At 43.0% G+C, this 19,319-nt stretch carries 16 protein-coding genes and 2 riboswitches; of the genes, 10 read left to right on the top strand and 6 right to left on the bottom strand.

Annotated elements, in window-relative coordinates:
• Nucleotides 1-4: 4 nt before the first annotated feature.
• Genes L4D12_RS04645 through L4D12_RS04635 form a run of 3 tightly spaced genes read left to right on the top strand, consistent with a single transcriptional unit; the run spans nt 5 to nt 1,916 of the window.
• Nucleotides 5-667 (top strand): hypothetical protein, encoded by a 663-nt coding sequence (locus L4D12_RS04645; RefSeq protein ID WP_428446657.1) that lies wholly within the window; start codon nt 5-7, stop codon nt 665-667.
• A gap of 3 nt (nt 668-670) precedes the next feature.
• Nucleotides 671-1,153: a hypothetical protein gene (locus L4D12_RS04640; protein ID WP_428446656.1), complete on the top strand. Its 483-nt coding sequence runs from the start codon at nt 671-673 to the stop codon at nt 1,151-1,153.
• A gap of 1 nt (nt 1,154) precedes the next feature.
• Nucleotides 1,155-1,916 carry a kinetochore Spc7 family protein gene (locus tag L4D12_RS04635; protein WP_428446655.1) on the top strand — a complete coding sequence of 254 codons (762 nt, stop codon included), beginning with the start codon at nt 1,155-1,157 and terminating at the stop codon, nt 1,914-1,916.
• 108 nt (nt 1,917-2,024) lie between these two features.
• Here the strand turns inward: L4D12_RS04635 and L4D12_RS04630 are convergent, their stop codons facing one another.
• Nucleotides 2,025-3,683, bottom strand: coding sequence for a putative transporter (locus tag L4D12_RS04630; protein ID WP_428446654.1), 1,659 nt, complete (start codon nt 3,681-3,683; stop codon nt 2,025-2,027).
• 604 nt (nt 3,684-4,287) lie between these two features.
• Between L4D12_RS04630 and L4D12_RS04625 the strand changes: the two genes are divergently transcribed.
• Entirely contained in the window at nt 4,288-5,277 is a 990-nt protein-coding gene (locus tag L4D12_RS04625; RefSeq protein WP_428446653.1) for an alpha-amylase family glycosyl hydrolase, read from the top strand.
• A 335-nt stretch (nt 5,278-5,612) separates the two neighbouring features.
• Here L4D12_RS04625 and L4D12_RS04620 read toward each other — a convergent pair whose 3' ends face one another.
• From L4D12_RS04620 to L4D12_RS04605, 4 genes are all read right to left on the bottom strand, one after another.
• Nucleotides 5,613-6,299 (bottom strand): TSCPD domain-containing protein, encoded by a 687-nt coding sequence (locus tag L4D12_RS04620; RefSeq protein ID WP_428446652.1) that lies wholly within the window; start codon nt 6,297-6,299, stop codon nt 5,613-5,615.
• Nucleotides 6,300-6,318: 19 nt separating this feature from the next.
• A complete protein-coding gene (locus tag L4D12_RS04615) occupies nt 6,319-8,469 on the bottom strand; it encodes an adenosylcobalamin-dependent ribonucleoside-diphosphate reductase (RefSeq protein ID WP_428446651.1) in 2,151 nt (716 codons plus the stop codon).
• A gap of 67 nt (nt 8,470-8,536) precedes the next feature.
• The gene (locus L4D12_RS04610) at nt 8,537-8,692 is read right to left on the bottom strand and encodes a hypothetical protein (RefSeq protein ID WP_428446650.1); all 156 of its coding nucleotides are present in this window, start codon (nt 8,690-8,692) and stop codon (nt 8,537-8,539) included.
• A 223-nt stretch (nt 8,693-8,915) separates the two neighbouring features.
• Nucleotides 8,916-9,539, bottom strand: coding sequence for a thiol:disulfide interchange protein DsbA/DsbL (locus L4D12_RS04605; protein ID WP_428446649.1), 624 nt, complete (start codon nt 9,537-9,539; stop codon nt 8,916-8,918).
• Nucleotides 9,540-9,713: 174 nt separating this feature from the next.
• Here L4D12_RS04605 and yegD point away from each other — a divergent pair, with 174 nt between their 5' ends.
• The 4 genes from yegD (at nt 9,714) to L4D12_RS04585 (ending at nt 14,608) form a co-directional block, all read left to right on the top strand.
• Nucleotides 9,714-11,066, top strand: coding sequence for a molecular chaperone (yegD, locus tag L4D12_RS04600; RefSeq protein ID WP_428446648.1), 1,353 nt, complete (start codon nt 9,714-9,716; stop codon nt 11,064-11,066).
• A gap of 237 nt (nt 11,067-11,303) precedes the next feature.
• Complete coding sequence (locus tag L4D12_RS04595; protein ID WP_428446647.1) at nt 11,304-11,960, top strand: HAD hydrolase-like protein; 657 nt, start codon at nt 11,304-11,306, stop codon at nt 11,958-11,960.
• 333 nt (nt 11,961-12,293) lie between these two features.
• A complete protein-coding gene (locus L4D12_RS04590; RefSeq protein ID WP_428446646.1) occupies nt 12,294-13,961 on the top strand; it encodes a hypothetical protein in 1,668 nt (555 codons plus the stop codon).
• A 233-nt stretch (nt 13,962-14,194) separates the two neighbouring features.
• On the top strand, nt 14,195-14,608 hold the full coding sequence (locus L4D12_RS04585; protein ID WP_428446645.1) for an ester cyclase: 414 nt from the start codon (nt 14,195-14,197) through the stop codon (nt 14,606-14,608).
• A 102-nt stretch (nt 14,609-14,710) separates the two neighbouring features.
• Here the strand turns inward: L4D12_RS04585 and L4D12_RS04580 are convergent, their stop codons facing one another.
• Nucleotides 14,711-16,093, bottom strand: a complete 1,383-nt coding sequence (locus L4D12_RS04580) for an alanine/glycine:cation symporter family protein (RefSeq protein WP_428446644.1) — start codon at nt 16,091-16,093, stop codon at nt 14,711-14,713.
• Nucleotides 16,094-16,195: 102 nt separating this feature from the next.
• A riboswitch (glycine riboswitch) is annotated at nt 16,196-16,295 on the bottom strand.
• Between the two features lie 23 nt (nt 16,296-16,318).
• Nucleotides 16,319-16,451, bottom strand: a riboswitch (glycine riboswitch).
• Between the two features lie 701 nt (nt 16,452-17,152).
• Here L4D12_RS04580 and L4D12_RS04575 point away from each other — a divergent pair.
• Nucleotides 17,153-17,806 (top strand): helix-turn-helix domain-containing protein, encoded by a 654-nt coding sequence (locus L4D12_RS04575; protein WP_428446643.1) that lies wholly within the window; start codon nt 17,153-17,155, stop codon nt 17,804-17,806.
• Between the two features lie 355 nt (nt 17,807-18,161).
• Nucleotides 18,162-19,307 carry a J domain-containing protein gene (locus tag L4D12_RS04570; RefSeq protein ID WP_428446642.1) on the top strand — a complete coding sequence of 382 codons (1,146 nt, stop codon included), beginning with the start codon at nt 18,162-18,164 and terminating at the stop codon, nt 19,305-19,307.
• Nucleotides 19,308-19,319: the final 12 nt, after the last annotated feature.

Raw genomic sequence — 19,319 nt, 5'->3', positions numbered from 1 at the left:
CAAAATGGGACTTTTTTCGTATTGTTGTGATGCAGTGAGCCGTGTAGTGAGTAGTGCATGCAGCGCGATCAGTAACACGGTGTCAAAAGTGGGAAGTTGGGTAGTAGATACGGCGACCGCTATCGTGAAGCTAGGCGTCGAGTTAGCGACGAAGGTGTCTGATACGATTAAAGCTGTAGGGGTGTTGCTTAACATCATTCGAGGCGATGAGCAGATGGAAGAATTGGGTGAAAAAGCGTTGGTTAGCGATAAAAAGCCAGAAGATTTTGATTCTTTTAATGATTACATCAATCACTTGCGACATGACGTACAGATAGACGAAGAGAAACTTTCCCAGCTGGATGAGAAAGATCGACTAGTGCGATCTGCTATTGGTGCGTCAATTATCCTGAAAGGGATCAATGAAATTTTGGGTGTAACAGTAACGCCAGAATTCATGGCTGCTGTGGCCAGCCAGGAGCTAGATGCGGCCGCGATTATTAATACCATTAAAGCTTATAAAGAGAATGGCCTTGAAACAGGTGATTACTCGCTGTACTTGAATGATGAGCTAAGCCTTGATGAAAGTGGCAAGCACAGTCATGCCTTGGTGGAAGCTTATCAGAAACTTGAACCTGAATTATCGATTGAACAGATCGAAGATAAAGTGATGGATTTAAAAGGGTAAACAATGACAGATTACTGCTTACGCGTGGTGAATGCGCATGTACACGCAAGCCGTATTATTGACGGTGAACTGGAGGTGATCCGGTTTGGAGGTGAAGCTTCACTGCCTATCAACAGTTTCTGGCGACAATTTAAGAATAAGATTGAATACGAAGCCGACGAGCAATTGGCCTTTATGATTATTACTGATCAGGATACTTTTTCTCTTGACCCAGATATTCAGATTGCCGATTCATTTATGCTATCACCGACACAACTTGCTTGGCTGTTGGATGATCAAGCTGGACGAGGGCAGAAGATCTTGATGTTTCCTGAGATGGCTATTTGTTCGCCGGGGATGACTCAACCACAGCCTGTTGTACGTAAAGCCGTATCTACACCTTCCACTGATCCGAAGTATATGACTGAATTTAACGACGAGGGGCAAGTGGACAGTTTGCAAACCTTCTTTAGAAAGAAGACAAAAGCCTACTCACAAGGAAATTAATATGGATGTCGAGGCTATATTAAATGGACTCAATGATCCGAGGGTGAAAGCGAAGATCATTGCTATCGTTCATGCAGAACCGCAGAGTAAAGAGGTGAGCGATGTATTCAATACACCTCAAATTGAGCTGCAGGATCCTGACACAAGGTTGGGGGAGGAAGACGCGCAGTGGCAAGCACAGATCACACAACTGCATACACAGTTGAACGTGCAGCAATCTGAACTGGTGGAAAAGGATAAGATCATCGAGACGCTGACGACTCAGATTCATGTTGCTCAGCAGGAAATGGCGCAAGTACAGGTGCTTAGCCTGGATGCGGAGAAGATGTTAGCGTTTTACCGTGATAACTTCGATGAAGAATTGCATATTCAGGTGTTGTATCAGCAACTTTCTGAACAAACGCAGTCTTCACTGTCAGGGATTTTTAAAGAGACATCATTAAAAGGTCTGATGGTTTGTGGGGTACAAGAAAAGAACATCACTAACCTGTGGGATTATGCAAAAAATGCAGTAGTGAATGGCAATCATGAAGATGCCGCTGATATTGTTGCATTATTTACAGCATTGTTTACGCGGTTTGTGTTGGCCTATCCGATGTATCAATGGCAGCCAGTCGAGATTGGTGAGGAGTTCAACACCCAAGCACATATTCGCCATAACAGTAGTGAGCAAATGAGTGGATGCATTGAAGCGGTGATTTTACCCGGTTATGTGAATGTAAAAACCGGTATGGTGATGAAACCCTCAGTGGTGAAAATTTAGATTAAGATTGAGGATATTTCTTCCCGTCAATTAATATGACGGGAAGATGATTTTTCTATGTTATGTCATAGTGTAGCCGTAACTGCATAACTATGACACCCATCATAATTATGACACCCACAACAGTATTGCAAGGATTTGTGGTGACAAGATCCGAAGGCACATTACCAACGGGTAGACGGTGGCGTAAGAGAGCGCCGCTGCACCACTTGAGTTATGTAGCCCATTTGCAAAAGCCAATGCGGGTGGATCGGTCATCGAACCGGCGAGCATGCCACAAATGGTGAGGTAATTCAGGCCGCCAACAGTACGAGCAATGACTCCTGCGATCAGCAGTGGGATAAAGGTAATCGCGACCCCGTAACCCATCCAGCTTAGTCCATCGCCATTCACTAAGGTGTCGACAAATCCACCGCCAGATTTGAGCCCTACCACTGCCAGAAACAGTACAATACCGATTTCCCGCAGGGCAAGGTTCGCGCTGGGTGGCATGAACCAATAGAGCTTGCCGATACTGCCAATTCTGGCAAGGACTAAGGCTACAATCAGTGGACCACCGGCTAAGCCTAATTTCATGGCTGCAGGAAAACCTGGGATATAGAAGGGGATAGATCCCAGCAGTACACCCAGTCCGATACCTAAAAATACCGGTAGCATTTGAACATGTTGTAATTTGTGGTGGGCATTACCGACGATACCGCTGACTGCTTCAATGGCTTCTTGGCGGCCGACTAGGTTCAGAATGTCGCCAAACTGAAGAGTCGATTGGCTCGTCGGGATTAGTTCAACACCAGCTCGGTTAAGACGAGAAACCACGACATCGTATTTGTTTTTAAGGTCCAGATCACGGATCTTCTTTCCTAATACTTTTTCATTTGTCACCACCAGTCGCTGTACTTTTAGCTCTGTACCGCGAGTGGATAGCGACGCATCCACCTCTTCACCAATAACAAGTAGTGCTTTCTTTAAGGCCTTCCTTTCGCCAACGAGATGCAAGAGATCGTTAATTTCAATATGGGTGTCTGGTTTAGGAACATGCAATTCTTCGCCACGCTTCAGGCGTGAACACACAATATCGCCTTCTGCTAACGCGGGAACATCTTGTAATTGTAATCCGTTAAGATTGGGATTTTTTACCGCAACATTAATGGTATATAGGCCGTCTTTTTTTTGTCCGTTATGAGTCTCAAATGCATCAGCTTCCTGATTAACATCAACTTTAAACGCAAGTCGGATTATCCACATGGTAATCAATATGCCGCAGATCCCGAATGGGTAGGCAACTGCATAGCCCATACCCATTAGGTCAAGTGTCGTTTCCTGAGCACCGAGTTCAGATAGGATCTGTTGGCCAGCACCGAGTGATGGGGTATTGGTTACGGCACCGGAATAAACGCCGAGTATCACCGGTAATGGCACATCAAACAGATGGTGCAAGACAATGGCAACGATACAGCCTAACAGTACAATTAACGCAGCAAAGGCATTCAGTTTAAGCCCAGAACTTCGCAGTGATGCAAAGAAGCCGGGGCCAACTTGAATACCTATGGTGTAGACAAAGAGGATTAATCCAAATTCCTGGATGAAATGGAGTGTATGTGAATCTAATGTCACTCCCCATAATCCAGCAAAATGGCCCACGAAAATGCCGCCAAACAGCACCCCGCCGATCCCGAGCCCGACCCCACATATACGCCAATTACCCATCCACAATCCGAGCACTGCAACCAGTGCCAGAATGCTGATGGAAAGCGCGATATCACTCATAGTGAATCTCCTGATTTATGAAAAATCCTTTTTTCACTGAATTCAGGCGCGCATAACCCATGCTTTCATAATGAGAGCTCGGTTAAGACGTGGTTTTGCCGTGTAATTGATACACAGTGGCAAGGACACGTTCTGTATATGGCGGTCAGTTCAGTGTTGGTATGACCCTGATCTATTGGCATTTACGCCAGAAGTAGGCGAGTCACTCAGAAAGAACTGATTCCGCATGTGATGCGAAAGGAGTGGTTAGGGAGTTGTGTCTACGGCTGGTGGAGTCAATATAAATCGCATACATTATTGATAAATCACATCACAGAGATTGATTTATCAATGAGGTATAGCTATCGCCATGTGTAACTATTTGTAAGATAGTATATTAAATCATTACCATAGGTAAGTTGTAACAAGCAACTTTTAGGACGTTGATTGAAAATTGGATAACAGTTCTCACTATGTGAGAAAGATCCGTGCGTAGATAAATTTATTCAGTCGACGAAAGAACGGTCTTGATGTGTAGGAGTAATTAAGACACCCATGCTTTTGTACATTTCTGACCGGTGTTCTAGGCTTTCATTATCATAGATGAAACAGGGAACGATCAATTATGCCCAGAGCAAGGAAAACGCAAGTTAGCTTAAGCGATACGCCATATTATCACTGTGTTTCACGCTGTGTGAGACGAAGCTTTTTGTGCGGCAAAGATCCGTTAACGGGCAAGAGTTATGAACATCGCCGTGGTTGGGTTGAGCAGCGACTGTTATTTTTAGCCAAGGTGTTTGCGATTGATATTTGTGCCTACGCTGTCATGAGTAACCATACCCATATTGTGCTGCATGTTGATAGAGAGCAAGCCCAAGGCTGGTCACAGGAAGAAGTTATGACTCGTTGGCATCGGGTGTGTAAAGGGAGTTTTCTTTCAACTACCTGGATGGATGAAAATCATCGAAGCCAGATGGATAGGGCACAGTTAATGGCCGTTGAACGGCTTGCTGATGATTGGCGTAAGCGGTTATATGATATCAGTTGGTTTATGCGTTTGCTTAATGAGCCGATTGCCCGTCAGGCCAACATAGAAGATGGTTGCACCGGGCGCTTTTGGGAAGGGCGGTTCAAATCACAAGCTTTGCTTGATGACGCTGCGCTGGCGGCTTGTATGGCTTATGTTGATCTCAATCCTGTCCGCGCGGGAGTCGCGAACACACCGGAAACCTCTGCCCATACCAGCATTAAAAAGCGCGCCAATGCTGCGAAGTCGAGTTACCAACCGAAAACATTATTGCCTTTTGTAGGTAACCCCCGAGCAAATATGCCGAAGGGATTGCCTTTTGTTTTTACAGACTATTTATTACTTGTTGATGAAACTGGGCGAGCGATACGTGATGGAACGAAAGGCTGTATATCAGACAATACGCTCAGTATTGTCACTCGCCTTGGGTTGAGTGAAGAAAACTGGTTGGAGCTAACGAGTCATTTAGAAAAAAATTTCTCTGGTGCAATCGGTAAAGAACACCTACTGCGCGAGTACCATCATCATATTGGTCAGCGACGAACTCATGGATTAAGTACCTGTCGGCGCCTGTTAAACGCAGCCTGACAAATTATTTATTAATATCACTATCAACTAGCCATTAGGCTAGGTTTTGTCATGCCTGATGGAGATGGAAATTCGTAATATTTCATTAATTGGAAGAAAAAAATCGAACTAATGAGTATGAATGCCATTAGTGGTAAAAGAAGAACATATTTAGTGAGTTGGAAGCCCATTTTATTGTTGGTATTTAACTATGGGTGTCATGATTAAAAAATGGATGTCATATTAAAAGATATTAAAAGGTTTTTAGGATAATGGGTGAATTCCCCGAGAGATAAAAAGCTGCTTCGACAGCTTTTTATCTGAATATACGCACGTTTATTTCGTGACGTGATGGGTCAGCCGCACTTAGAATCACCACAATTGAGGCAGGTCTGGCAGTTATCTTTTACTACGACTGATTTATTGTGGCATTTGTAGCAGAGTGTCGCGCTGGGTGGAAAGTTGCCGACTTCTTCTTTAGCCGCAGCCTCGTTATTTAATTCTGCTTTCTTTGCATCAAGAAAGGCTTGCTGGTGTTCATCAACCTCGGGTTTACCGAGCATGCCAATTTCGATCAGGTGCAGCTCAATGATGTTACCTATCTCGGCAATCAGGGAAGGTACATATTTGCCTTTGTTCCAGTAACCACCGCGAGGATCAAACACCGAGCGTAGTTCTTCAACCAGAAAAGTGCAGTCGCCCCCTTTACGAAATACTGCAGACATAATGCGAGTTAAGGCCACTATCCACTGGTAGTGCTCAAGGCTTTTAGAATTAATGAATACTTCAAATGGACGACGCACTTCATGTGCAGTGCCTTCGTTAAGTACCACGTCATTGATAGTGATAAACAACGAATGCTCTGAAATGTGTTCTGGTGTTTTCAGCTTATAGGTGGTTCCCAGCAGTTTCTCAGGGCGTTGCATGTGTTCATGCATTTGTTGCACTTCAACTTCGGGTTGAGCAGGCACGGGTTGTGATGCCTCTTGCTCTGGACTTTTTACGCTGAAAGCGACAATTTTACTGTCAATTTTTTTGACCATGATTTTCTACCTATAAACCTTAATATTTACCGTAATAGCCTTCTTTAAGGGCGTCGTAGAGGTTGGCAGCCGTGTGTGTTTCACCGTCGTACTCAATCTCTTCATTCCCTTTAGCTTCGAACGTTGAGCCATCTTCCAGCGTGAAGGTATAAGTGGTGTTTTTTAAATCTTTCTCTTTGACTAACACCCCCTGAAATACTTCGGGATTGAAGCGGAAAGTGGTGCAGCCTTTTAAGCCTTTATCATAGGCATTCATGTAGATGTCTTTGAAATCGTCAAAAGGGAAGTCCGTCGGGATATTGGCTGTTTTGGAAATTGACGAGTCAATCCAGCGCTGTGCTGCTGCCTGAATATCAACATGCTGGTTTGGGGTAACATCATCGGCAGTAATGAAGTACTCCGGTAAACGGGTTGCATCATCGCTACTGTACGGCATTGCGCTGCTGTTAATCAGCTCACGATAAGCGAGCAGTTCAAAGCTATAGACATCGACACTTTGTTTGGACTTTTTGCCTGAGACAATCACGTTACGGGTATAGTGGTGGGCAAAGCTTGGCTCAATACCATTACTGGCATTATTGGCCAATGATAGTGAAATCGTCCCAGTGGGTGCAATAGAGCTGTGATGGGTAAAGCGACCGCCATGTTTGGCGAGATCATTCACAAGATCAGGATCGATATTGGCGATCTGTTGCATGTAACGGCTGTATTTTGCATGAAGGATCTTGCCTTTCACTTGGTCACCGATCTTAATGCCGTCATTTGCCATTTCAGGGCGTAAGCGCATCATCTTCGGTGTAATTTCGAACGTTTCATCCATCACAGGCGCAACGCCTTTTTCTTTTGCTAGGCTAAGGGATACTCTCCAGCCAGTTATTGCCATTTCTTGGGCTATTTGTTCAGTAAATGCGATGGATGAAGTGCTGCCATACTTTTGTTTAAGCATGGTGATGGTAGAGCCAAGGCCGAGAAAACCCATGCCGTGACGACGCTTATGGTTGATCTCATGGCGCTGTTTTTTCAGTGGGAGTTGATTGATTTCCACCACGTTATCTAACATGCGCGTAAAAATGGTCACCACACGGCGGAAGGATTCCCAATCAAACGATGCATTATCCGTAAATGGCGCATGAACAAATTTGGTCAGGTTAACAGAGCCCAACAAACATGCGCCATAGGGGGGAAGTGGCTGCTCTCCACAAGGGTTGGTTGCGCGGATCTCTTCACAGAACCAGTTGTTGTTCATTTGATTGACTTTATCGACCAGAATAAAACCGGGTTCGGCGTAGTCATACGTCGAGGTCATGATGACGTTCCATAAGTTACGAGCCGGCAGGGTACGGTGAACCTTGCACGCAACACGGCCTTCTTCATCTTCTATCAGCTCGTTTTTGATCGGCCAATCTGCCCAAACAATGGTATCGTCATTATGAAGATCAAGATGATCTTGTTTAGCTTCTTTCGCTGTAATTGGGAAGATCAACTGCCATTGCCCATCATTTTTAACCGCCTGAATGAAGTCTTCCGTGATCAGTAATGACAGATTGAATTGGCGCAGACGACCATTTTCACGTTTGGCGCGGATAAAATCGATGATATCGGGGTGGCGGATATCCATGGTGCCCATTTGGGCTCCTCGCCGTCCTCCGGCAGAAGAGACGGTGAAGCACATTTTGTCGTAGATATCCATGAACGACATTGGGCCAGATGTATAAGCGCCGGCACCAGAAACAAAGGCACCCCGCGGGCGAAGGGTCGAGAAGTCGTAACCAATACCACAGCCTGCTTTTAGTGTCAGACCTGCTTCATGCACTTTTTTCAAGATATCGTCCATTGAATCATCAATAGTGCCTGAAACGGTGCAGTTAATGGTTGAGGTTGCCGGTTTGTGTTCAAAGGCACCAGCGTTGGAGGTGATACGCCCTGCTGGAATGGCACCATTGCGTAATGCCCATAGAAACTCGTTATACCAGTGGTCTTGGATGTCATCGTGTTCTAGATCAGCTAAGGCATGCGCAACACGTTTGAAGGTGTCATCTAACGTAAGATCAATAGCGTTACCGTGCTTTGATTTTAATCGGTACTTGCTGTCCCAGATCTCCATAGAGGTTGGTTGGTACGCAATATTGACTACCTGAGACACGTTAAAATCTGCTGGTTTTTTCACCATGATGAATGCACCTTACTATTGATCGTATTGTATTGCCTTCAAATACCTATCTCTTCATCGTAATGGCTCAAGCATTGGAGTCACTGTTATGGGTGACGAGAAGAGGCAACAGCCAGTCGATGATCAAACCACTATCTTTGATGATCTTCAAGCCTTGATAAAGCGATAAGCGATCAATGTAACTAATACTAATCGAAATCAGATTTTGATCTTTATTGCGCAATTATCTAACCATTTACCTTTCTAGGCGGGTCTAAACGCCTTCTAAAAGGCGGCTAAATGGGAGAACTTGTTGTATGACGGTGTGAAAGAGAGGGAAATTGAAAGTATATAGGGAGCAAGCAGTGTTCATAATGGGAGATCGCAAGGTCTATAAACCATAAAGCAGCCAGATGACAGCTGCTTCATGGCGTAGCGCAATCATTCATCCCTGAGGATTAAGCATGTTATTGCTTGTTTGATAGATACTTAATGGTATTAGCAAGATCCTTCAAACTCTCATGCGCACTGCTTTGTACCAAGTATTTTCCTTGAACCAAAAATGATGGCACAGACGTAATGTGCGCATTGGTTTCAATTGTATTGGCTTCAGTCAGTTGTTGATAAACCTGTTTACGTTGCGCATCATTCAGTTCGAATGGGCTAACAAGATGATATTGGTCGAAAATCTGCTTCAATTTTGTTTGGCGCTGCTCTTCGTCCAGTTGTGCACTTTCGTCCTGAACGTAGGCAAATAGGGCTTCGACCAGCGCTTGGCTTGGTTTGCCGTCCATTTGAATGGCCGCTGTATAGTAAATATAAGCGGCAAGCTGGGCACTTTCATTAAAGGTAACATGCACTTGATGAACATCAACGTTTGCCAATTTTTCGATCTCTGGCAGCATTGTTTCCATATTACGGCAGTGGCCACAACCCAGAGAAAATACTTCAACTACATTTGCGATGTTCGCTGTTGGTGTTGGGACAACCGTGTATTTTACCCCTTCCTTGGGAATATCATTCTCACTACAGCCCGTTAAAGCAACGAGAAGAATGGCAAACGGGGCTATGTATTTAATGAGTTTATTCATAGTGATAAGTTTATTCAGCTAAAAAAAACATTATGGATGAAAATCACGATGAAATCGCGATTTTGACGTAAATTTCTTGTGAATTGATACGTTTTCCTGTGATTGAGAGGCTTTCGATTGACCTTGAGGCTAGATTAAGTATGCTTTGCGGCTTTTTATCAGTTCGGAGGAAACATGTTTATCGGATTTGACTACGGAACAGCAAATTGCTCGGTTGCCGTCATGGAGCAAGGGCTGCCGCGTATGCTTCCACTAGAAGGTGATAACACCTTCATTCCTTCGACATTATGTGCACCAACCCGAGAAGCGGTCAGTGAATATCTGTACCGTCATATGGGAGTAAAACCGGGTGATCAAACCGGTGAACAGTTACTTCGTCGCGCGATAGCCTTTAATCGCGATGAAGATATCCTTGTTGAGCGTGGTGATCTGTTATTTGGTCAGTCAGCGCTTGATCTATACCTAGAGGATCCGGAAGAGGTCTATTACGTTAAGTCACCTAAGTCGTTTCTTGGCGCCAATGGATTGCGCGATGTGCAAATTAGTTTTTTTGAAGATCTGGTTTGCGCCATGATGCACAACATTAAAACTAAAGCGGAAGCGAGTTTAGATCAGACGATCACCAGCACAATGATCGGTCGCCCGGTTAACTTTCAGGGTACGGGGGGCGAAAAAGCCAACCAGCAAGCTGAATCAATTTTACGTCGTGCTGCAGAGCGGGCTGGATTTAAGCATATTGAATTTCAGTTTGAACCCGTTGCTGCTGGTTTAGAATTTGAAAGCACACTGACTGAAAATAAAACGGTGCTGGTGGTTGATATTGGTGGCGGTACGACAGACTGCTCGATGATCGAAATGGGGCCCGGCTGGGCGGGAAAAGTGGATCGCCAGGCCAGTTTGCTGGCACACAGCGGCCTTCGCGTTGGCGGTAATGATTTGGACATCTATCTGGCTTTTCGTCAGTTAATGCCATTATTGGGCTTAGGCAGCAAAACCCTGAAGGGGATAGAGATGCCCATTAGTCAGTTCTGGAACCCGATTGCGATTAATAATGTGGTTGCCCAAACTGACTTTTACGGCTCTGCAAACTTGAGTACGCTCGAGCATCTTCGACGTGATGCGGCTGAGCCGACTAAGCTATCCCATTTACTCCGTGTGTATCATGAAACACTGGGGTATCAGATCGTACGCAGAGCAGAAGAGTGTAAAATTGCCCTTTCTGATTCTCAGCAGCATCGGGTTGAGCTTGGTCATCTGTCAGAACTATTGCATGTGGATGTGACTCAGGAGGATATGGCAATCGCCATTGATGCGCCGAGAGTACACATTAGCCAACTGGTTACAGAGGCGATAGAGCAAAGTGGTAAACGGCCTGATGTGGTGTATATGACCGGGGGAACGGCGCGTTCGCCTATCTTACGTAGTTGTATTGAACAGCAACTGCCGGGTATTTCTGTCGTCAGCGGAAGCTATTTTGGTTCGGTTACCGCAGGTTTGGCACGATGGGCTGAACAATGCTTTAAGTAAAACAATATAAATTTAGAAAAGCCTGAGTTGTCAGGCTTTTTTTTCGTTCTGAGCCTGAGAAATAGATATTTATTCATAGTTTTGATCACAAAATATGATGAACTTACGGGAAAGAGAGTGATTAATAGTAAGTTTTCGCAGAAATGAGATTACAGAGTGTTGCAACATTTTATTTACAAGTGCATGATCGCCCGCGAATGATGGAATCGATAATAATTATAAAGGTAAATGATAACGATGAACTTGTTTTTGATAGATATTGATGGTGCATTGGTCAACTCAGAGAAGATAGATTGGGCCTGTTACTCGCAGGCAGTAAAGGATGTCTTGGGGATCGAGATGGATATGGATCTGAGCAATTATACGAACTTGACCGATGCAGGGGTGCTGGATGCGATTATCGTCCATCATGGTGTAACGGCAAGCCGTTCACTTGTGCATCGACAAGTTGAAACGCGTTATATCGCATTAATTAATGAAGAGTTGCACAGCCACCCTGACTTTGTGAGTGCAATTCAAGGCGCACAAGATTTTTTATTAGAATTGCGTTCTCGTAAAGATACGCACATAGCCGTCGCGACAGGTGGTTGGGAGTCTGCTGCCAAGCTAAAGCTCCGAGCTGTTGGCATTGATTTGTCAGACGTGACGTTTACCTCGTCATCCGATGCATTGAGCCGAACAGAGATCATGGCGCTGGCGGCATTCAGAGCTAAACAAGATTCCGGCTATACCTTTGAACGGCGCATTGTATTTGGTCACGGCGAACGCAATAAATACGCGTCACAAGAATTAGGTTATGAGTATGTAGAAGTGGGTGCGTCTACAGGCAACCACACACACATTCCAAACTTGGCGCATTATCAGGCGGTGCTTTCACGTCTGTCATTGCATTAATCGCCAGAGAGCACCACGGCATTCTCATTGAAATAAGCATCTTGAGGTGGCTTGAGTATAATAATGTTAGTACGTTGGCACAGTGTATTGACTGTGTCCGTGCTGATCATTATTGAACAATTATCTGGCGACTGACTCATCCAGATTCGTATTATGTGGTGACTCTATTCTAGTGGCCTGTGAAAGCACTCCCAAAAATGTGGCGTTTTTTACCCCTCATATTATATCTCCTTTATAGTAAGTATTTGCGGCTACACATTCTAGGAATTCAGATAATTACCTCATAGGGGGGAGTATGGATTTTTAACCGCTTTCTGTAGTTAGGAGTGCAAATTGGGATTACTATCCTTTTTGATATCGGCATTGATGACTATTGCCAATATTTTTACGACTGTCGGTACTTTAAATGGTATTTCTTCCTGTAATGATATACGTAGAAAGCTTCTTGAAGCTTATATTTCATCAGGCGATAGAGCATCAGTAACATTAACAAATGAGCAGCTAAAGACGTTAAGAAAAATATATAAAAAACCGTTTAAAGATGGACGAACCTACCAAGTTAACGGTCAACTTTATTATGGTGCAGGGTCGAGTCAAACCCGCTGGTTTGATCTTGCTGTTAAAGGTATGCGCATTGAAACGGTACACATGCCTTATGATCCTGCTTCTATAGACAAAGTCAGTGACGTTAGTGGTGATACATTCGATGAGTCAGCCGTTGTACTTGATGTTGAAGGTAAGCTGGATATCGATATCGAAGGGGTGGTGTATAAAGGGTGTATTTATGTAACAAAAATTGATGGTTTTGATCTTATCACTGCAATAAAACCTGGTTTATCTTTAAAAAGAAAATCAAGTCCAATTAATATAGGATTCACTTTTCTTTTTACGGCAATACTATTCTATTTATCTTGGTTTGTATCATTCATCGACCCCACACAAGGAACATCATGGATTCTATATATCGCCACGTTAATTTCAATAATTATCTCAATGGTGGTGATGTTTTTTATTACTCGCGTATATTCGGTTAAAGGAATATATCAATCATGTGAACATTTATATCATGAAGGTAAACGCTTGTTGAGTAATGAAAGCATTGGTACTATCGGTGATGTTTTAGTGAGTAGTCATTATCCATTAGAGGATGGTAAATATTTCCAAGCACTAGTTAAAAAAGAGTCACTTTATCATACTGGTTTAATGGAGGTTGATAAGTTAAATGGAGAGTCTTATCTGACTGAAAAGGAGAGCATGACGATTTTATTATGTTTTTTCTTTATTATTCAATTTATCATTGCTTATTTATACTACTCCTTTGCAAAAAGTGACATTCAGCCAGAGTTAAAACCACTCTATTATCATAATGTAGATCGGTTTGGTGAGCAGGAATTAGGTCAAAGAATTAATAGCACCGATCAGTTTGATGACATTGAGGTCGGTGATTCTTTAACCATCTCAAAGATCTATTATAGTCAAAGTAGTAATCATTTTTTAATTTTAGAAAAGGATGTAGTGGTTAAAAATAAAAGATTGTTTGGAATATTTTTAATGACGTGCTCGAATGATAATTTTTTTGAATGGATTGAGCACATTAAAAATAAAGTAACTTTAAATAATATAAAGTTTGTATTTGATAGTGAACCAGTAAGTTTGCGATATGATCCACCGCTCTATATTCAAGATAGAGACACAATGCATAAAAAAATGTGTCGTAGTCCGAACGACGTGATTCGTTATATTTCGTGTTCAGACTGCAGTCGCTATCCGCATCAAAATAGACAAGGGATCGTTACCCATATTGATGTTGAAAAGCTAGAAATTCATTTAACAAACACACTTGATATTAATGATTATCCCGTTCAAATTGCTAGATATGATTCATCTGTAATTATAGTAATAGCTTCATTTTTTTATATGGTGATAGGTTTTATCCTAGTCGCGATGAAATATACCATTTACAGAAGAAATAATTCTAAGGATAGAGTGTGGACCCAATAGGATAGTATGTCGTGTGTTTTCATATTGAAGCATAGCGGTATGTAGCTGCTGAGCTGACGAAAAATTTGGATGTGCGAAATTGTTGATTCAATATGAATGGTGAAACGCACATCTTCAGACCTTTATCACGGTTTATATGAAATGTGAGTGATTTTTGGGGGAGTAGGTGGTGGATTCTAGCAAAGTTGTGCTAATTCATAGTAAGGGAATGAGGCATTGGTGGAGTCACCGCTATGGATGATGAGCAGAAATGGATTTTAGATTGGTTTAATGAGGTATGGGTAAAGGCAGACGCTCGGCAACTTAAAATATTGGCTGCAGACCCTTTCCAGTTCCATTTACCTGGGGGGAAAACTTACACCCTTAGCCATAGTGAATACCGGAATTTTTTGTCTATCTGGAGTCAGCGATTTCGCAGCGTTGAGTTTGAGGTAGGGGAGATAATTCAAAGCGGTGAGAAAACCGTGGTGTTATACCGGTGCCATGCCACTTATTGTGGGGGATGGGCGAGGATCCCGAATAAGCAGCAGAAAGTACTGATTACAGGTATGCTCTATTTTAAGCGACAGAATGGTGTGATCACAGATTGTTGGATGGAAGACAGCAGTTTTGATCTTTACCAGCAATTAACGCACTACCTTGATTAGAAGCCAATACGTTTTTGCTAACACGAGCATTTTGACATTACAGGCTATAGTAAAGTAACGGCACCCAAAGGGTGCCGTTGTTACGATGAGTCTATTCGCACATTAAAGTGTTTGTGCTGTATCCATCTTAGAGGACGCGGGTGCTAGGTCCTGAAAAAACTGACGGGTTTCATTGATAATGACATCACGTAGCAAGATCAAACCAATCAGGTTAGGAATCGCCATTAAACCATTCACAATATCAGCAATTAACCAGATCATATCCAGTTTCATGAATGCGCCTGCGGCAACCAATACAAGGAAGAAAACTTTGTATGGCAGGATCGCTTTGACACCAAATAGGTATGTCACACAGCGCTCACCGTAGTAGTTCCAGCCAATAATAGTGGTAAAGGCGAAAAACATTAAGCCGACAGTGACTAGCATCGGACCGAGATAGTTAGAATCAAGGCCGCTAGCAAAGGCATAGCTTGTCATTGCCGCACCGGCAAAATCACTCTGCCATGCGCCAGTTACCACTAAAGTCAGACCAGTCATGGTACAAATGATGATGGTATCGAAGAACGTACCTGTCATTGAGACTAAGCCTTGCTCTACGCATGAGTTAGTTTTCGCTGCAGCTGCTGCGATTGGTGCACTACCTAGGCCTGATTCATTTGAGAATACGCCACGGGCAATACCCGATTGGATAGCCAACATAATACCTGCACCCACAAAACCACCAGAAGCCGCATGGCCAGTAAAGGCTGAGCTGATCACTAACTGTATAGCTTGTGGAATAGCACTGTATTCTGCAATTAGCACGCTAGAACAAGCGACAACATAAAAGACTGCCATGAAAGGTACAATCTTACTTGCAACACTCGAAATGGATTTTACACCGCCCAGGGTTACTGTCGCGACCAAAATGGTTAAAACAACAATGGTGATTTCGCGAGGAAGTGAAAAAGATAAAAAGGCGGCATCTACAATCGCATTTGCTTGCGGAAACGTACCAATACCAAAGCAGGCAACACCCAGTGCAAAAACAGCAAATAGTTTAGCTAACCATTTTTGACCTGCACCTTTTTCAAGGTAATACATTGGTCCGCCGATCATCTGACCATTAGCATCAGTTTCACGGTATTTAATCGCTAGTAAACACTCGGCATATTTTGTTGCCATGCCAAAAAGTGCAGCAATCCACATCCAAAATAGTGCACCGGGCCCACCAAGCTTGATCGCAGTGGCGACACCAACGATGTTACCCGTACCGATAGTGGCCGATAGGGCAGTACAAAGCGCGGCAAAGCTTGACACATCGCCTTCAGCTTTGCTGTCTTTATTTCCCTTAAAGAGGTATCCCAAAGCAAGTGGTAGGTAGCGTATCTGGATAAAACCAAGACGCACCGTTAGGTAAAGACCTGTACCTACAAGTAAAATGAGTAGCGGGGGACCCCAAACGAGGTTGTCAATAGTTTGTAAAAAATTATAAAGTGGGTTCATTTTCTCTTTACCTTTAAACATCAAAGGAAGAGATAAAGAACAACAGTATTACCGTTGTGTGGTTATTCCAGAGTAAGTTGTAAAACTTTCTGAGCTGTTGATCTTATCTCCTCTGTCCTTTTGCCTGAGAGTTTCACCTGCACCTTAGTGTAGGTTTGCTCCTTCGGCGTCCGATTTAACGAATCTCTCCAGAGGCTCCTCCAACAACAGTCCATACCATAAAATCAATTTTATGCATTGATTTTGCGGTGCCTGAAAGATTAACCGTTCGTCACCTGATTGATACAGGTTGGCTAAACGACTTACTTCTTCGGCGGGCAGTGTACCTAAGTACTTGCCACTCTCCTGCTGTCTTCACCGGAACTCAAATTTTGCCAAGTCATACTAATCAATAAAAATGAGATTGTCTTCAAGAAAATCACATTTTTTGTCAATATTTAGAGTGAAATTTAGTCAATCTCTCAAGTTTTTCTGATCCGGACTGCAAATGGCGAAATTTGTAGCACGGTATTCTGTTACTTTTGGGCGTGTAAAATATGTGATGGACTTGCAATTAATTGTCACATCTAGCCGATCTTCGGGGGCTTGATGTGAGATGTTTAACGAATAATTATGTGACCTTGATATATGTGTAAAGACGATTTTATGATGAGAATCAAATCTAATAATGCACAAATTACGGTCACGTAATAGATTAAAAAGAAATAAATAAAAGTTAAATTATAACTTATAGCGATAAGCAATGTGCATAATGAATATTATGCAGCGGAGTTAACCATTTGAAGTCATTGCCCTAGCAGAATAGTTTGCGAATTCTTGCTCAATATTATGACAAAGTTGTGTTCTGGATTTATTTAGGTTTATAGACGTTAATTATCCATGTGCAATCATTTTTTTGACTGGCACTAAAACGATGAGTGATGTGATTTAGGGTATTTCGGCAGGGAGCGCAAATTTATGCATACAACGCGTATGTAAACATAGTCAAAAATAAAGGTGAACGCTGTGATATGGGTTAGTTGTAGCCATTACGATAAGGTGGCCGAGGCTAAGGAATGCTTGAAGTTATCACATGATGTGGTTGATGTGTCGCCGTTTGAATTGTTGTCGACCATGACAGGTCAGGAACTGATTTTTTTAGAAGTTATTGATTCAACCTCTAATGGCTTCGAATTGTTACGTGCCGTAAAATGCCGCTTCCCACAGACGAAAGTGGTGGTTGTTTATCATCGGCTTGATGCTGATCTTGCTCTGAATGTATTGCGTGCTGGCGGTGAAGATGTCATTGCTGCGAATGCGAATAAGCAAGATATTGATTCATGCCTTAGCCGCCTCCACACCCACAATGTCAATGTTGAACCGGTGCAAGGCGGAGAACAGCGAGAGCTGTCGATCCGACCCGCACTAAAGATTATTGATGAGAACATCAGCGCCCCGTTACGCGAAGAAGATTTAGCCAATGCTTGTCAATATTCACCCACCTATTTTTCGCGTTTGTTTCACAATGTGATGGGGGTGACATTGAAACAGTACATTATCAAGAAGCGTCTTGATTTGGCGTGTGGATTGTTAAGCTCTGATCGGGAAAAAATATCACAAATCGCCCATTCAACAGGTTTTAAAGATGTATCGTATTTTTCACGGGTCTTTAAAAAGCATATGGGGTGTTCACCTGGCGAGTTTCGAATGAGAAAGCATAACCTGAATATGTAAGTATCTGTTTGTTAGTTACTGTACTGAGTCCAATAAAAGAATGCACCGCTATATTGCGGTGTATTCTTTTATCTCAAAACTACCTCAAGCAACCCACTGTGAATCCTGTATCTTGAGGTGATTTGGGTATAAAACAGACAAAATCAAAATAATTTCATTATTTTGTTTCAGGTTTTCAAGTGCTTGCCGATATCAGTGTGCTTCATATTCGCTTTAAGCATTTCGGGGCATGTGTATGGGTGATTTTTACGAAAAAACTTATTATTGTGGTCAATAAACCACACGTGCTGCAATTGGTTGCCTATTATTGGGTGTATACATTTCTATGCTTTGGCTGTTAATGGTTTGAACAGGCATGACAACATTTTACGATATTCTTGGTACTGATAAAAAAACTCCGCCTGCTGACGTTAAGCGTCAGTATAAGCTGCTATCGAGCCGCTGCCATCCAGATAAAGGGGGCTCGAAATCCCTTATGCAATTAATTTCTCAAGCGTATGAGAAGATCTTAAGTGGTAACGGGCATGAAGAGGCGGTTCAGACTGTTTTTGTTAAATCGGATGCAGCCAGTGATATCTGGCAAAAAAAATACCGTCAGCTTGATGCGGATTATAAGGCGTTAAAATCTGAAAATCAGTCATTGGTACAGCAACTTAAAGACGCACTGCAGAATGTGAGAAAAGCGACGGGTAATAGCAATGATGGCAGTCGCCATAATCAGGCACTAGAAGACGATAACCAAGTACTAAAGCGTGAAAATAGGCGCTTACAAATCCAACTGGATAACGCTCGTCGTGAATTAAACCGTGGTGGTGCCCGTACGGTATTCAGTGCTGATGAGTCATTATCCAATACCGAAGCCATGGCGAGTGCTATATCTCCGACTATTTTAAAGCAGTTACGTGGAATGGGGGCGTTTAATTATCGGAAATGGTTACTGGTCCTTATGCTGCCAGTCTTGATGCTTGGCATGTTGCTAGGATTAGGTAGAGAGCCATTAACCGCATTATGGGGGATGATGACATCGCCGGAGAAGGTAAAGACAGATAAGGTTGTGACCATTTTGCATACCAATCCTCTGGATGCCAATCTAGCCAATAAGCCGCGGGTTGATAAGCCCGTTGTGCCTATTCCTGCGGCTCCCAAGCAACAGCCGAGGATCTCATTGGTCGCGTCATCCGGGGTGTGGACATTAAGCCAGTTCGAGAACACCGGTAAGCCTTACATCAGTGTAAGGAGCGAAAAAGGCTCGTATATTGTCAAAAGTTGTAAGGATGATTTTAAGTATTATAAGACGATGAATATGCGCTCTGGACGCTTAGCCGCCAACCTGATTTTTGAGCGGATAGAGCGTCATTTTGAAATTTACAATATTCCTTATGGTAACGGCTCATTTGCGATGAACTGGACGGAAAGTAAAAGCCTGTTAATTAATAATGAATACTTTCCAAATGCTAATTTTGCGCGAGTTTATCGTGAGCTGCAGAAACAATGCATTTAATGCAACATAAAA

This window comes from Photobacterium nomapromontoriensis (genome assembly GCF_050336815.1).
Taxonomy (GTDB): domain Bacteria; phylum Pseudomonadota; class Gammaproteobacteria; order Enterobacterales; family Vibrionaceae; genus Photobacterium; species Photobacterium nomapromontoriensis.
The sequence above is the reverse complement of the archived record's forward strand: the minus strand, read 5'-3'. Positions and strand labels throughout refer to the sequence as shown.